This window comes from Nocardiopsis terrae (assembly GCF_014651695.1).
GTDB classification, from domain to species: Bacteria; Actinomycetota; Actinomycetes; order Streptosporangiales; family Streptosporangiaceae; genus Nocardiopsis; species Nocardiopsis terrae.
Genome location: NZ_BMXJ01000001.1, coordinates 811,948 through 825,567, shown reverse-complemented (window position 1 = coordinate 825,567; position 13,620 = coordinate 811,948). Strand labels below are relative to the sequence as shown.

18 protein-coding genes are annotated in these 13,620 nt (G+C 68.4%); 8 read left to right on the top strand and 10 right to left on the bottom strand.

What is annotated here, in order from left to right; genetic code table 11:
* Nucleotide 1: 1 nt before the first annotated feature.
* Nucleotides 2-1,123 (bottom strand): alkene reductase, encoded by a 1,122-nt coding sequence (locus IE195_RS03795; protein WP_191267934.1) that lies wholly within the window; start codon nucleotides 1,121-1,123, stop codon nucleotides 2-4.
* Between the two features lie 69 nt (nucleotides 1,124-1,192).
* On the opposite strand from IE195_RS03795, the gene IE195_RS03790 reads away from it, so the two are divergent.
* From IE195_RS03790 to IE195_RS03770, 5 genes are all read left to right on the top strand, one after another.
* A complete protein-coding gene (locus IE195_RS03790; protein WP_191267933.1) occupies nucleotides 1,193-1,537 on the top strand; it encodes a MerR family transcriptional regulator in 345 nt (114 codons plus the stop codon).
* Between the two features lie 130 nt (nucleotides 1,538-1,667).
* A complete protein-coding gene (locus tag IE195_RS03785; protein ID WP_191268076.1) occupies nucleotides 1,668-2,015 on the top strand; it encodes a YbaB/EbfC family nucleoid-associated protein in 348 nt (115 codons plus the stop codon).
* A gap of 200 nt (nucleotides 2,016-2,215) precedes the next feature.
* A complete protein-coding gene (gene recR / locus IE195_RS03780) occupies nucleotides 2,216-2,815 on the top strand; it encodes a recombination mediator RecR (protein WP_191267932.1) in 600 nt (199 codons plus the stop codon).
* A gap of 180 nt (nucleotides 2,816-2,995) precedes the next feature.
* On the top strand, nucleotides 2,996-4,267 hold the full coding sequence (locus tag IE195_RS03775; protein WP_191267931.1) for an aspartate kinase: 1,272 nt from the start codon (nucleotides 2,996-2,998) through the stop codon (nucleotides 4,265-4,267).
* Complete coding sequence (locus IE195_RS03770; RefSeq protein ID WP_191267930.1) at nucleotides 4,264-5,325, top strand: aspartate-semialdehyde dehydrogenase; 1,062 nt, start codon at nucleotides 4,264-4,266, stop codon at nucleotides 5,323-5,325. The genes IE195_RS03775 and IE195_RS03770 overlap by 4 nt, the downstream gene beginning before the upstream one ends.
* A 228-nt stretch (nucleotides 5,326-5,553) precedes the next feature.
* Here the strand turns inward: IE195_RS03770 and IE195_RS03765 are convergent, their stop codons facing one another.
* Entirely contained in the window at nucleotides 5,554-6,279 is a 726-nt protein-coding gene (locus IE195_RS03765) for a GntR family transcriptional regulator (protein ID WP_191267929.1), read from the bottom strand.
* A 355-nt stretch (nucleotides 6,280-6,634) separates the two neighbouring features.
* On the opposite strand from IE195_RS03765, the gene IE195_RS03760 reads away from it, so the two are divergent.
* On the top strand, nucleotides 6,635-7,018 hold the full coding sequence (locus IE195_RS03760) for a PLD nuclease N-terminal domain-containing protein (protein ID WP_191267928.1): 384 nt from the start codon (nucleotides 6,635-6,637) through the stop codon (nucleotides 7,016-7,018).
* 245 nt (nucleotides 7,019-7,263) lie between these two features.
* A complete protein-coding gene (locus tag IE195_RS03755; RefSeq protein WP_191267927.1) occupies nucleotides 7,264-7,911 on the top strand; it encodes an endonuclease in 648 nt (215 codons plus the stop codon).
* Between the two features lie 19 nt (nucleotides 7,912-7,930).
* Here the strand turns inward: IE195_RS03755 and IE195_RS03750 are convergent, their stop codons facing one another.
* The 8 genes from IE195_RS03750 to IE195_RS03715 form a co-directional block, all read right to left on the bottom strand.
* Nucleotides 7,931-8,710, bottom strand: a complete 780-nt coding sequence (locus IE195_RS03750) for a cupin domain-containing protein (RefSeq protein WP_191267926.1) — start codon at nucleotides 8,708-8,710, stop codon at nucleotides 7,931-7,933.
* 10 nt (nucleotides 8,711-8,720) lie between these two features.
* The gene (locus IE195_RS03745) at nucleotides 8,721-9,269 is read right to left on the bottom strand and encodes a hypothetical protein (protein ID WP_191267925.1); all 549 of its coding nucleotides are present in this window, start codon (nucleotides 9,267-9,269) and stop codon (nucleotides 8,721-8,723) included.
* Nucleotides 9,270-9,424: 155 nt separating this feature from the next.
* Entirely contained in the window at nucleotides 9,425-10,264 is an 840-nt protein-coding gene (locus tag IE195_RS03740) for a helix-turn-helix domain-containing protein (RefSeq protein WP_191267924.1), read from the bottom strand.
* Nucleotides 10,265-10,819: a DUF6879 family protein gene (locus IE195_RS03735; RefSeq protein ID WP_191267923.1), complete on the bottom strand. Its 555-nt coding sequence runs from the start codon at nucleotides 10,817-10,819 to the stop codon at nucleotides 10,265-10,267.
* A 3-nt stretch (nucleotides 10,820-10,822) separates the two neighbouring features.
* Nucleotides 10,823-11,023, bottom strand: a complete 201-nt coding sequence (locus tag IE195_RS03730; RefSeq protein ID WP_191267922.1) for a hypothetical protein — start codon at nucleotides 11,021-11,023, stop codon at nucleotides 10,823-10,825.
* Nucleotides 11,024-11,210: 187 nt separating this feature from the next.
* Entirely contained in the window at nucleotides 11,211-11,390 is a 180-nt protein-coding gene (locus IE195_RS03725; protein ID WP_191267921.1) for a DUF397 domain-containing protein, read from the bottom strand.
* 38 nt (nucleotides 11,391-11,428) lie between these two features.
* A complete protein-coding gene (locus IE195_RS03720; RefSeq protein WP_191267920.1) occupies nucleotides 11,429-11,611 on the bottom strand; it encodes a DUF397 domain-containing protein in 183 nt (60 codons plus the stop codon).
* Nucleotides 11,589-12,479, bottom strand: a complete 891-nt coding sequence (locus IE195_RS03715) for a helix-turn-helix domain-containing protein (protein WP_191267919.1) — start codon at nucleotides 12,477-12,479, stop codon at nucleotides 11,589-11,591. The genes IE195_RS03720 and IE195_RS03715 overlap by 23 nt, the downstream gene beginning before the upstream one ends.
* Nucleotides 12,480-12,854: 375 nt before the next feature.
* Here IE195_RS03715 and IE195_RS03710 point away from each other — a divergent pair, with 375 nt between their 5' ends.
* Complete coding sequence (locus tag IE195_RS03710; RefSeq protein WP_229826064.1) at nucleotides 12,855-13,421, top strand: ATP-binding protein; 567 nt, start codon at nucleotides 12,855-12,857, stop codon at nucleotides 13,419-13,421.
* Nucleotides 13,422-13,620: the final 199 nt, after the last annotated feature.

Here is a 13,620-nt window from a genome sequence, read left to right as displayed (position 1 = left end):
ATCAGGTCAACGGTGCAACAAAGTTCCCTTTGGTGCCGTTGTGGCCCGGATAGTCCACGTAGCCGCGCGGCCCGGTCGTGTAGTGGAAGTCCTTCTCCCGGATCGTCGCCCAGGGCACCCGGGCCGCCAGCCGTCCGACCACGTCGGGGTTGGCGATGTAGGGCCGTCCCACGGACACCAGGTCGGCCCGGCCCTCGGCGACGAGCGCGGTCGCGCTCTCGGCGGTGGTCTCCTCGTGCTCACCGGTGTTGCCCACCAGCGCGCCCTCCCAGAGGCGGCGGGCCCGGGCCAGCACCGTGCGGGCGGGGTCCTCGGTGACGTGCAGGTAGGCGAGTCCCAGCGGGGAGACCAGGCGCAGCAGCTCCCGGTAGACCGGGTCGGGGTCGCGTTCCACCATCTCGAACTGGCTGTTGCCGGGGGAGATCCGGAGCCCCACCCGGTCGGCCCCCACGGCGTCCGCGACCGCCTCGGTGACCTCCACGGGGAACCGGACCCGCCCGGAGGTCCCGCCCCCGTAGGCGTCCGTGCGCAGATTGGTGTTGTCGGCCAGGAACTGGTGCGGCAGGTAGCCGTTGGCCCCGTGGATCTCGACCCCGTCGAACCCCGCGCGCAGTGCCGCGCGGGCGGCGCCCGCGTACGCGGCCACGGTTTCGGAGATCTCCCGGACGGACATGGCGCGGGGCGCGACCGGAGCGACCTTGCCGTCCAGGGTGTGCACCGGGTCGGTCCGGGGCACGGCCGAGGGCCCCACGGGGGTCCCGCCGTCGGGGCGGTTGGCCGGGTGTCCGCTTCGGCCGGCGTGCATGAGCTGGGCGAAGATCCGGCCGCCCGCGGCGTGTACGGCGTCGGTCACCCGGCGCCACCCCCTGACCTGCGCGTCCGTGTACAGGCCCGGTTCGGTCAGGTACTGCTGCCCCGGTACGTCGGGCGCGATCCCCTCGGAGACGATCAGGCCCGCTTCGGCGCGCTGGGCGTAGTAGGTGGCCATCAGGTCGCCGGGTACCCCGCTCCGGTCTGCGCGCAGCCTGGTCATCGGGGCCATCACCACCCGGTTGGGCAGGCGGAGGGAGCCGAGTCCGTAGGTGTCGAGCAACGGGTTCGGGTACTGGTTCGGTGTGTTCATGAGGTGAGCGTAGAATCTGACATCCATGTGAGGTTCAAGTGTTCGTGACCAGGCTCACCGGAGGTGGCCGTGCGTATCGGTGAACTGTCCGCGCGGAGCGGGGCGAGCCCCCGTTCGCTGCGTTACTACGAGGAGCGGGGGCTCCTCACCTCCGAACGCACCGCCGGGGGGCACCGCGAGTACGGAGAGGACGCGGTGGAGCGGGTCGACCGCGTCCAGTGCCTCCTCGGAGCCGGACTCAACACCGAGACCATCCGCGAACTGCTGCCCTGCGTGTACGCCCAGGAGCGCGGGGACCCCGCGCCGGACCTGCTCGACTGGCTGTGCGCCGAACGCGTCCGGGTGAGCGAGGCGATCCGCGGTCTGGAGCACACCAGGCAGGCCCTCGACCAGGTCATCGCGAACGCCCGGTGAACGCCTCCGCGGCGGGTTGTGCGCGCGGCCGAGCCCGCCCGGCCGGACCGGTTACCCTCACAGACAAGTGACAGGCAGCGATGAACAGCACCACGTGTGCGGCGAGGAGACGGCCGTGAACCCTGGCGGAATGGACATGCAGGCCCTGCTCCAGCAGGCCCAGCAGATGCAGCAGCAGTTGGCCGACGCCCAGCAGGCCCTGGAGGAGGCCGAGGTCGAGGGCAGCTCCGGCGGCGGCCTGGTCAAGGTCAAGCTGAGCGGGCGCGGCCAGGTCGAGGACATCACCGTCGACCCCAAGGCCGTCGACCCCGCCGACGCGGGGGAGACCGCCCAGACCGTCGCCGACCTGGTCCTGGCGGCCATCCGCGACGCCGAGGCCCAGGTCGAGCGCCTGCAGCAGGAGAAGATGGGCCCGCTGGCCGAGGGGCTCGGCGGTGGGATGCCCGGCGGAGGCATCCCCGGCCTCCCCGGCTTCTAGGATTCTCCGGGCCCGTCTTCGGCCCCGGATTTCCCGCCCTGCCCGGCCCCTGCGGCCGCTCCGCCGCCCCCGTGGCACCGGGGCGGCGCCGGGGGCCGGCCGGGCGCGGTCCCAAGAGGTCGCCGCCCCCCGATACGGTGGGGTTCGGGGCAGGAGTGGCCCCGCCGGGTCCAGGCCCGGTTCCGACCGAGTGGGTAGGCATGTACGAAGGCGCGGTACAGAATCTGATCGACGAGCTCGGGCGGCTGCCCGGCGTCGGTCCGAAAAGCGCGCAACGCATCGCCTTCCACCTGCTGTCCGCGGAACACGCGGATGTCAAACGCCTGGTCAACGCACTCGTCGAGGTCAAGGAGCGGGTTCGCTTCTGTTCGATCTGCGGCAACGTCGCCGAAGAGACCGAGTGCCGTATCTGCCGTGACGCCCGCCGCGACCTCGCAGTCATCTGCGTCGTCGAGGAGTCCAAGGACGTCGTCGCCATCGAGCGCACCCGCGAGTTCCGGGGGCGCTACCACGTGCTCGGGGGCGCCATCAGCCCCATCGAGGGTGTGGGCCCCGACGACCTGCGGGTCAAGGAGCTCATGACCCGCCTGGCCGACGGCCAGGTGAGCGAGCTGATCCTGGCGACCGACCCGAACCTGGAAGGGGAGGCCACCGCGACCTATCTGGCGCGGCTGGTCAAACCCATGGGCCTGAAAGTCACCCGTCTGGCCAGCGGACTGCCCGTCGGCGGCGACCTGGAGTACGCCGACGAGGTCACCCTCGGGCGCGCCTTCGAGGGCCGCCGAAGCCTGGAGTTCTAGCTCACACTTGGCCGTAATCTGGTCGAAACATGAGTAACCTCCGTTCGAACGGGTAGGCCCGAGCGCTGGTGTGTCAAGACGCCACGCCCTCCCTCCGCAGGTCGGAAGGGGTGTGGTGGGCGTCGCTGGCTACACTCCATAGGTAATTGTCTTGATCCCAACTCCTCAGGAGCATCGATCGTGGCCCTAATCGTGCAGAAGTACGGTGGGTCTTCCGTGGCTGACGCGGAAGCCATCAAGCGAGTAGCCCAAAGGATCGTGGCTCAGAAAAAGGCGGGACATGACGTCGTGGTCGTGGTCTCGGCCATGGGCGACACGACCGACGAACTGCTGGACCTGGCCGAACAGGTCTCTCCGATGCCGCCGGCGCGCGAGCTCGACATGCTCGTCACCGCTGGTGAGCGCATGTCGATGGCCCTCGTGGCGATGGCCATCGAGAACCTCGGTTACGAGGCCCGCTCCTTCACCGGTTCCCAGGCCGGCGTCATCACCACGTCGTTGCACGGCAACGCCAAGATCATCGACGTGACGCCCGGACGTATCCAGGAGGCCGTGGGCGAGGGCGCGATCTGTATCGTCGCCGGGTTCCAGGGCGTCTCCCAGGACACGAAGGACATCACGTCCCTGGGTCGTGGCGGTTCCGACACCACCGCCGTCGCTCTCGCCGGCGCGCTCAGCGCGGACGCCTGCGAGATCTACAGCGATGTCGACGGCGTGTTCACCGCCGACCCGCGCGTCGTGCCCACCGCTCAGCGGATTCCCCAGATCTCCTACGAGGAGATGCTGGAGATGGCCGCCAGCGGCACGAAGATCCTGCACCTGCGCTGCGTCGAGTACGCGCGCCAGTACAACATCCCCTTGCACGTCCGCTCGTCGTTCAGCCAGAAGCCCGGAACGTGGATCGTTTCGGAAGTCGAGGAAAGCGAAGGCATGGAACAGCCGATCATCTCCGGGGTATCCCACGACCGGAGCGAAGCCAAGATCACCGTCGTCGGCGTCCCTGACAAGGTCGGTGAGGCCGCGACGATCTTCAAGGCGCTCGCGGACGCCGAGATCAACATCGACATGATCGTGCAGAACGTGTCGGCGGTCTCCACCTCCCGCACGGACATCTCGTTCACCGTCCCCAAGGACTTCGGCAAGGAGGCGGTCGCCGCCCTGAAGAAGGTCCAGGAGAAGGTCGGCTACGACTCCCTCCGCTACGACGACAAGATCGGCAAGGTCTCGCTGATCGGGGCGGGCATGCGCTCGTACCCGGGCGTCACCGCGCGTTTCTTCGACTCGATCGCCTCCTCCGGCACCAACGTCGAGATGATCTCCACCTCGGAGATCCGCATCTCGGTCATCGTCGAGGAGGACCAGGTCGACGCGGCCGTGCAGGCCGCGCACAGGGAGTTCCAGCTCGACGCCGACCAGGTCGAGGCTGTCGTCTACGGAGGTACCGGCCGATGAGCAACCGTCTTCCCACCCTGGCCATCGTCGGCGCGACCGGCGCCGTCGGTACCGTCATGCTCGACATCCTCACCCAGCGTGAGAACGTGTGGGGCGAGATCCGTCTGGTCGCCTCCCCGCGCAGCGCGGGCAAGGTCCTGAGCGTGCGCGGCGAGGACGTCGTCGTGCAGGCGCTGGCGCCCGAGGTCTTCGACGGCGTCGACGTCGCCATGTTCGACGTACCGGACGAGGTGTCCAAGGAGTGGGCGCCGATCGCCGCCGCCCGCGGCGCGGTCGCCGTCGACAACTCCGGCGCGTTCCGCCTGGACCCCGACGTCCCGCTGGTGGTCCCCGAGGTCAACGCGGACCAGGTGCGCAACCGTCCGCGCGGCATCATCTCGAACCCCAACTGCACGACCCTGTCGATGATCGTGGCCGTCGGTGCCCTGCACCGGGCCTACGGCGTCAGGGAGCTCGTGGTCTCCTCCTACCAGGCGGCCTCCGGTGCCGGCCAGGAGGGCATCGACGTCCTGCGCGACCAGATGGCCAAGGCGGGCGGTGACCGCACCCTCGGTGACCAGCAGGGCGACATGCGCTCGGCCGTCGACGAGCTCGGCCCGTTCCCGGCGCCGCTGGCCTACAACGTCGTGCCGTGGGCGGGTTCGCTCAAGGACGACGGCTGGTCCTCGGAGGAGCTGAAGGTCCGCAACGAGTCCCGCAAGATCCTGGGCCTGTCGGACCTGCGCGTCTCCGCGACGTGTGTGCGCGTCCCGGTCATCACCACGCACTCGCTGGTCGTGCACGCGACCTTCGACAGCGAGGTCGCCGCCGACGACGCCCGCAAGCTGCTCGGTGCCGCCGAGGGCGTCCAGGTCCTGGACGACCCCGCCAAGGGCGAGTTCCCGACCCCGAACGACGTCGTGGGCACCGACCCGACCTGGGTCGGCCGTATCCGCCAGTCCATCGACGACCCGAAGTCGCTCGACCTCTTCCTGTGCGGGGACAACCTGCGCAAGGGCGCCGCGCTGAACACCGCGCAGATCGCCGAGGTCGTCGCCGGGGAGTTCACCCAGGGCTAGGTTGTGTTTGCCTTGGGCCTCCGCTGCGCTTCGGCCCGTGTTCGGGCGCCAATGAGGGCAGGAACTTTCGGCACCTACGGTGTGATGGCTCGTTCCTCGCAATCCCACCTCCGGCACCTCCAAAACCCTGCCGGCGCCCGAACGCAAGCGCCCCCTGTCTAGGGCGGTGACTGAGGGCGGTGGTTCGTCCCCTCCACGGAGGGGGTGGGCCACCGCCCTTCGCTGTGCCTACCCGTGGCTGCGGGGCCGGGCGAGGCTCAGTTTGTAGAGGAGCCGGCACTGTTCGGCCGATCCGATGAGGTCGGAGGTCTCGACGGGCCGGTCGCCGCAGTAGTGGGTGCGTTCGACGACGAGCACGGGCATCCCGGGGGCGGATCCCAGCAGCGCCGCCTCGGAGTCGCGCAGGGCGCGGACCCCGACCTCCTCCACGACCCGGTCCACGGGGAACCCGGCGGCGCCGAGGCGTTCCAGGGGGCCGGTGCCGGCGGCGTCGAAGGGGGTGCGCAGGGTTCCGGCGGTGAGGACCGCGGGTTCCCAGGACCGGTGCAGGGTGACCGGTCGGTCGCAGGCCAGCCCCCGCGAGGTGGTGCGGTACACGGGCTCGCCGTCGCGGAGCCGGAGCCTGGAGCTCAGCGGCGCCGTGCAGCGTTCCTGTTCGGTGCTGACCCGTTCACGGCTGAGCCGTCCCAGCCCGGAGCCGGAGGTGGCGTCGGTCCGGGAAAGCCGGAAGACCTCGGGGACGGGCCGGACGAAGTACCCGGAGCCGGGACGTGCCTCGACGAGCCCTTCGGTGACCAGGAGCCGTAGCGCGGTGCGGGATATCTGTTCGCTGACCCGGTGGGTGCGCGCCAGGCTGGTGCGGGAGGGCAGCCGGGTGCCGGGGGGCATCTCGCCGTTGAGGATCGGTTCGCGTAGTTGTTCGGCCAGCCAGAGGTAGCGGGGTTTCCGGGGCACCGCTCACCCGGCCTCTGCGGTGGCGCCCCCGGTCGGCGGGAGCGTTCTGGCCGGGTGCGCGGGTCGGTGGTCACGGGTGCCCGCGCCGTCACCGTTTCCGGTGCTGATCCCGGGCCGGAGGGTGGGGGTGGACCTGCCAGATCGCCGAAGCTCGCCCATGGTTCCAGTAAAGCAGTGGAAAAGCCTGGTGGGGGGCTCTACCCGAAAGTAGTCGGCCCTGTCTGTGCGGGGTCGCGGAATCGGAATCGGGGAGGCTGATGCGAGGAATCGCCCGAAAGCGTCGGAATGTGTGTGCCTGAACATCCTGGATTATTACCCTGTGTATTGAGGCAACCACGTTTTGCTTGGGGGAGACATGATCACCAACCTGTCGGAGCTGGCGGACCGGACGAGGCTGTCGGAGTTGGCGGACAACACCAGCCCCGCCGTCGCCTGGATGGGCGGAATCACCGGCGTTCTGCTCCTGATCGTGCTCCTCGCCGTGCTGGTCCTGGTGATCGCGGCGCTGATCTCCACGCTGGCCGACGGCGACACCACGGGGGGCGGCAAACTCCTGTGGGTGCTGTTCATCCTCTGGTTCCCGGTGTTCGGGGCGGTGGCCTGGTTCGTGGTCGGCAAGAAGGGCCACCTCAACCGGTTCCTCGGGATCGACAAGGGTCGCGCCCGCCACGCGGTCCCGAGCAGTGTCGGGCAGCACAGCGACGTCGCGCCCGACCAGACCGGCCTCGGCCACGCCTGAGGCGGCCGTACCCGAGCGGGACCGCCGGGGCCCCGGGGTGCGGAGGTGTTCCTTCGCGGCCCGGGGCTCCCGCGTGTCCGGGTGTGACCGGGGTGCGTTCTCCGGTCGGGGCCCGGGGGGTGGGGAATGTTGTCCACAGGCTGTGGACAAGTCTTGGCAATTCGACCCGACATCGTGCCGCCCCTGGTCAGGCCGGGTAGTAGCCCCCACCGGAGTCCTCTCACCGTGGTGGAAGGAGAAGCGGAATGGCGAAGCAGACGGAGATCGCCCGCGCCGTCGTCGACGAGGCGGGGAGGACCCTCGCCTCCGAGGCCGGGATCCGGATGGCGGACCAACCGGCCCCGTTGTGGCAGTTGCTGGTGCTGGTGAACCTGCTGTCCACCCGGATCTCGGCGCGGATCGCGGTCGCGGCCGCGCGCGAGCTCAACAGGGCGGGCGCCACGACCCCGGACGGAACGGCCTCGCTGGGCTGGCAGGGCCGCGTCGACGCGCTGGGGCGCGGACACTACGTCCGCTATGACGAGAGCACCGCCACCCGGCTGGGTGAGTGCGCCGACCTGGTGCGCGACGAGTACCGGGGTGACCTGCGCCGACTCGCTGAGAGCGCGGAGCGGGACCGGAGCCGCCTGGAGTCCGGGCTGCGCGCCTTTCCGGGTATCGGCCCCACGGGTGCCGCGATGTTCTGCCGCGAGGCCCAGGCGGTGTGGCCCTGGCTCCGCCCCTACACCGACAAGCTCGCCCGTAGCGGGGCCGAGCAGGTGGGGCTGCCCGCGGACGAGGAGAAGCTCGGCAGGCTCGTGGACGGCGAGGACATGGCCGCACTCGCTGCGGGCCTGACCCGGGTCGCCCGCGACGGCGACCTCGCTGACCGGATCGGGGCGAGGGCGGGCTGAGGGCCTGCGCCGGTGGCCGTTAGTCCGGGGCGGTCTCGAAGTCGGCGAAGTCGAACCCGGGTGAGACGAAGCAGCTGACCAGGGACTCCCCGTCCAGCGGGCGGGCGCTCTGCCAGGTGCCGGCCGGGACCAGGACCTGGAGGTGTTCGCCCTCCCCGGTTCCCGGCCCCAGAACGAAGCCGTCGGCGGGTTCGGGGGCCCCGCCCGTGCCGCCGAACTCCAGCCGCAGCGGTCGGCCCCGGTTGAAGACCCACATCTCGTCCGAGCGCAACCGGTGCCAGCGCGACACCTCGCCGGGCCCGAGCAGGAACTGGATGCCGGTGGCGGTGGGTCGGGGTCCCGGATAGCCCGCAGCATGGACCTCCGTTCCGGGGCGCCAGGTCCGCCGGTACCAGCCGCCCTCGGGGTGGGGCAGCAGATCCAGCTCCTCCGCGGTCCCGGGCCGCTCCTCGAAGGCGGTGTACCGGCCCCCGGGGTCCTGGCGCGGGTGGCGTACTCCCACCACCGCGCGGCGCGGGACCGGCCCGTAGACATGGGGGAAGAGCACCCCTTCGGGCGCCCCGGGCGGGGGAGCGGGGTCGGCGGCCTCCCACCTGACCTCGGCGTCGACCAGGTCGGTGTCCACGACCAGGACCACCAGGGGCTCGGCGGGTTCGGGGTAGAAGGCGTTCGCCACCGCGAGCAGGGTGGCGTCGTCGGGTGAGGCGTGCAGGAAACCCTGGGTGCGGAGGGATTCGGCTTCGACGTCCCCGCCGGACCGCCAGCGGGAGAGTTCGGTCAGGTGCAGGATGTGGGCCATGGGCTGGACGTTATCGTCTCGCCTCGCCGAGAGATCGACTCAGGGGTTCCCGGCCAAGCCGAGTCGGTGCACCTGGGATTGGCGCCCGGGATCCAGAGAGGTGACGGACCGAGCGAGCGCGCAGACGTTCGCTCGCGCATGAGGTGCACCGTGTGGCACCGAGACCGACCGTGTGACCGCAGCCCGCGCACTCCTGGACGGTCGCCGCGCCGATGCGTAGTACCCCGTTGACCAGCTGCTCGTTGACGATGGTCAACGCCAGCGCCGCCACGCTGGGGTCGGCATCGGTGACGAGCGATGAGGGCCGGGGCATGCCGGGGCCGTACTTGTTCTTCAGGCGTTCGTGCTCGAACGCGGCTCGCGGCGGAGCCTGAGAAGGATCCTGGGCGCGGTAGCGGATGTCGCCGGAGAGCGTGGCGGTGTTCCACAGATGTGGAGCCTCGCCATGGCCAAGGATGTTGTTCATGGCTGAGGCGAGCCGGACCCCCACAGCTTTGCCCGGGGTATCGCGGAACGTGAAGTCGTCGTTCTGGACCGGGCCGTTGAGGAAAAGGACCATTCCCATCCTTCCCGTTGAACCTGTGAACAAGCTACGGAAGGTAGTTCTGGTCACGTGCGAAAATTCTCAGATATTCGAGCGAAGGTCTTGTGGTTGAGGGCGTGCCGCATAAATTGGCATGTTCCCGGACGTCTTCATCCGAGGCCCTCAGGATGTCAACTACTAGACTGCTTCGCAGCCCTTCCCAGCAGGGCTCTTGCCCTGTCGTTGAAGCAGGCCCCTGAGGAAGCCATCTGGAAGACATGGAGGTACTGCTCGACCTCGACGTCATGGGTGAGGGTCAGCTCGGCGGAAATGGTTTCTATAACAACGGATGTTTCGTCCTGAATCCAGAACCCATGGTTGGGCAGGTAGGGGGGAGAGGAATCAAAGGGGATGATTCCGAAGGAGACGTTGGAAAGTCTGCTCAAAGTGATCAGCCGGTCCATCTGGGCCGCCATGGTGTCTCGATCGCCGCGTCTGTGATGTAGGGCGGCCTCGGAGACGATGTAGCGGAAGCTTTTGTCGCGGCGGTAGAGCACGTCCTGGCGTTGAACCCGTCGTTGGACGGCGTCCTCGATATCGTAGGTTGACCGGTTCTTGCGGCTCGCTGATTCCAGTACCGAGCGTGCGTAGTCCGGAGTCTGGAACAGGCCGGGAATGAGCATTGGCTCGTAGCCGCGGAAGACTCGGACGTGTTTTTCCTGGCTGGCGATCCGAGCCTGAATGCCGCTGTGGCCGTGGTGCAGCTGGTCCTTCCATGCGACCCACATCGATTCCAGCTCGCTCAAGCGGTTGGCGAGGTCGGCCGATGCGTCCTCCCTGCCACAGGCCCGGGTCCAATCCGCGATCTCAGCCGCCTCTGGGGCCTGGCGGCCGGTCTCGATCTTGGAGATTTTCGACTGGCTCCATGCCAACAGCTCCGCGAGCTGTACGCCGGTCAGTCCCGCTGACCGGCGTATCTCGCGTAGCCGCCTGCCCAGTTCCTGCCGGGCGCGTTCGATGCTGTAGGTCACCTAGGTATTGAACCGCTTACTGCTCTGGGGGTCGTACTCGCTGTGCGGGATCGCGTGCTGCCAGGCGATGTCTCGCCACTGACGGTAGAGGGCGATGGTGGCCGGGTCGTCGATGTGCTCGGACTTGCCTGGGGAGTCGTCGTCATCGAAGTGCAGCAGGCACCCCCAGGAGTCGTCGAACAGCCAGAAGTCGAAGTCCGGCAGTTCCTGGACCGCTGGGTGGTGTCGGGGGAGCCAGCGGATGTCTTCGCCCGCTTCGATGTTGAACCGGGTGACGGCGCGTTCCCAGCGGATGTAGTCGCTCAGGGGTTCGGAGACTACGCGGACGCGTTGCCAGACCTTGCCCTCCGCGGTGCCGCTGGTGACGTTCCGGTGCCACTTGGAGGTCTGGGCGAAGTTCTCCTTACGGCCCAGGTCGCCTGTCCGGAGGAAGTGTTGGATGTCCGAGGCTTCCTTGCTGACGTTGTAGCGGTCGCGGACCTCCAGCTTCCAGGCCGTGTGCTTGAAGTCCTTGAACTGCTGGGTGAACTCGTCGCTGGTGATGGTCCTGGTCATAAGTCACTCGCCCTCGTTGGCGAACCGCAGGAGTTCGCGGGGGATCTCGACCAGGGTTTCGTTCTCTGCCAGGTCGCGGACGTCGCCCATCGCTTCGGGGTCGTTGATCTTGTAGCCCTGGACCACGATGGTGCCGCGGTCGGTCTTGTAGAGGGTGGGGCAGTGGCCGTCCTCGCTGTCAGTGCCCAGGAACGTCAGCCGCATCAGCGCCTGCTCTCATAGTCGAGAATATTCTTCAACTATCGTGACATGACTCTGGGGAGCGGGACAGTCGTTCAGCGTGACCGGATGCGGCCAAGAAGCCTGGCAGGGGTTGTACGTCTGGAGTGGTGAATACACGGCGACGCCCCCGGCCAGCCGGATGGCCAGGGGCGGAGTTGGTGGGGGTGGCTCAGACCTGGTCGGTGCGGATGGCGCCGAGGGCGGCGGTCCACTCCGGTCCGGTGAAGCCGAGGTGTCCGGCGTCCCTGTTCTGGGTGTCCCGGACCAGGTGCTCACCGGGCAGGTCAGCGACCTCCACGCAGTTCTGCGCCTGGTTGCTGTAGCTGCTTTTACGGAACTCAGGTGTCACGGGGGCTCCGTTCCTGATGCGAGCGGTTCTGGGAGGGGTCAGACCTGGTCTGTGCGGGCGGTGCTGAGCAGAGCGGCCCACTCCGCACCCGGGAAGAGCAGGTGCCCGGCTTGCCGGTTCTGGGTGTCGCGTACAGCGGAGGCGCCGGGGATGTCAGCGACCTCGACGCAGTTGTTCCCGGTGCCGCTGTAGCTGCTCTTACGGAATTCGAGTTCGGGCATCAGAATCACTTTCTAGGGCTTCCAGGAGGGCACGGAGAAACTCGGCAGACTCGGCGCCTGGGAGGGCCGACGCTGACACGTGTGCGAAGACCGCGTTCACGTGTGAGATCTCGTCCGCCTCCTCCATCATCAGGCTAGCGGCGTAGGACTCCACGTAGACAATCGAAGGGTCCAGAACTTCCGCGTAGTCCATGATGACGATGGATCCCGTACTCGCTGCATGCGCTCCGGCCGAGTAAGGCAGTACCTGGATGGTCACGCCCGCACGAGTGGCCATCCGCAGCAGGTGCCGAATCTGGTCGGCCATCACGCCTGGGAAACCCTCGATGCCGCGCCGGAGCGCGGCTTCATCGATGATCGCCCAGTAGTCCGGCGGGTAATGGCGGTGCAGGATGTCCTGTCGTTGAATCCGGGCGTCGACCCGTGCGCTGATCTCTGCGTCGTCCTGGGCCTGCCCGCCCCGAAGGATCTGCTCCGCGTACTCCGGTGTCTGCAACAGGCCGGGGATCACCTGGGGCTCGTAGGTTCGGATCGAGGACGCCTCAGCCTCGAAGTCCGGCAGGTCGTCGGTGAACACGCCTGACTTCTTGTACTTCGCCCACCATCCACGCTCCTTCGCCTGAGTAGCCAAGGAGTGCCATTCAGCGAGCATGTCCTCTTCGACCTCGTACAGCTCAGCGAGCCTGTCGAGGTCGGCGGATTTGATGCGCCGGGTCTCGGCACTCTCCAAACGGCCGAGTTTGGCCCCTGACCAGCCCGCCAGTTTCGCGGCCTCGGTGAGAGACCGGTTGGTCTCCTCACGGGCACGACGCAGGTGGCGGGCGAGTCGGCGGAGTCTCACGGTCGGGGAGTGCGTTCGACGATCCATGCTGTGAGTGTAGCCCTCACTCTTTGACTCTGATCATGCAAATTTCGAGTTTTCACTTGAGTAAGTGCGATACCCATGCTTCTATGTCCTTGTCTGGAACTCGCTGTGAGGAGTCCTTCACGTGAAGTATTTCGATGTGGGTCAAAGTAGCTTGACCTTCGCACTGGCCTTCGGTGCTTTGAGCAATCTGCCCTGGAAGCGTCGGGCTTCCCGTGTGCGCCGGTTCGTCATCCAGAGTCGGTTCGGAGCACCTGGCCCCTCTGGCCTGGAGGTTTCACGGGATCAAGGGGAGTCCTCACCGCATCCGACCCCCCGGCCTCGGCCTGGTGGGCCCGGTGCTCCGGTGCCATGGCGACTCGTCCCGGGGGTGGTCGCGTGAACGCGCGGACGCTGGAACTCCCGGAGGTGACGCTGCCGCTGCTCGCGACCGTCCAGTCCAAACACCGGCACTACTTCGACCCGGACTCCGGCCGGGCCCCCTTCCGCCACCGCCGCTACGAGTTCGGGGCCGGACCCCTCCAGATGCCGCTGGTCCGTGCCTTCCTGCACACCTGTGCCGAGCGCCAGAGCCCCGACTACCAGTACCTCTTCACCCTGCTGGGCAGCGAACTCGCGAGTAACGCGATCCGGCACACGCGCTCGGGGGAGCGGTTCGGCCACTACTCCCTGACCTGTGAACGCCTGCGGCACGGGCTCCGGCTGACCTGCCAGGACCAGGGCACCCAGCCTGTCGGGTCCTTCGACGCCGACCACCCCCGGCACCTGAGCGCCGACCCGCGCGGGCTGGACCCCGACGCCGAGGCCGGTCGCGGTCTGGCCATGATCGACGCCCTGGCCTCCGAGTGGGGCGACAACGGCGTCCCCATCACCCGCAAGGTCTGGTTCACCCTGGCCTACGACCTCACCGACAACCCCTGGAACCACCTGGAAGAACAGAGGTGAGCCCGCGGGGCCCGCTCCGCCCGCAGGCCCCGTGAGGCGGCGTGGACAACCAGACCACGTGCCCCGGCACCGCAGGGCACGACTACGTCCCGGACCAACCACCGGTCAGACACGGCAACACGGCCACCGCCACCTGCCGCCACTGCGGGCACACCATCACGGCCACGCGCTGACCCCCGCACCCGGAACCACCGTCGCC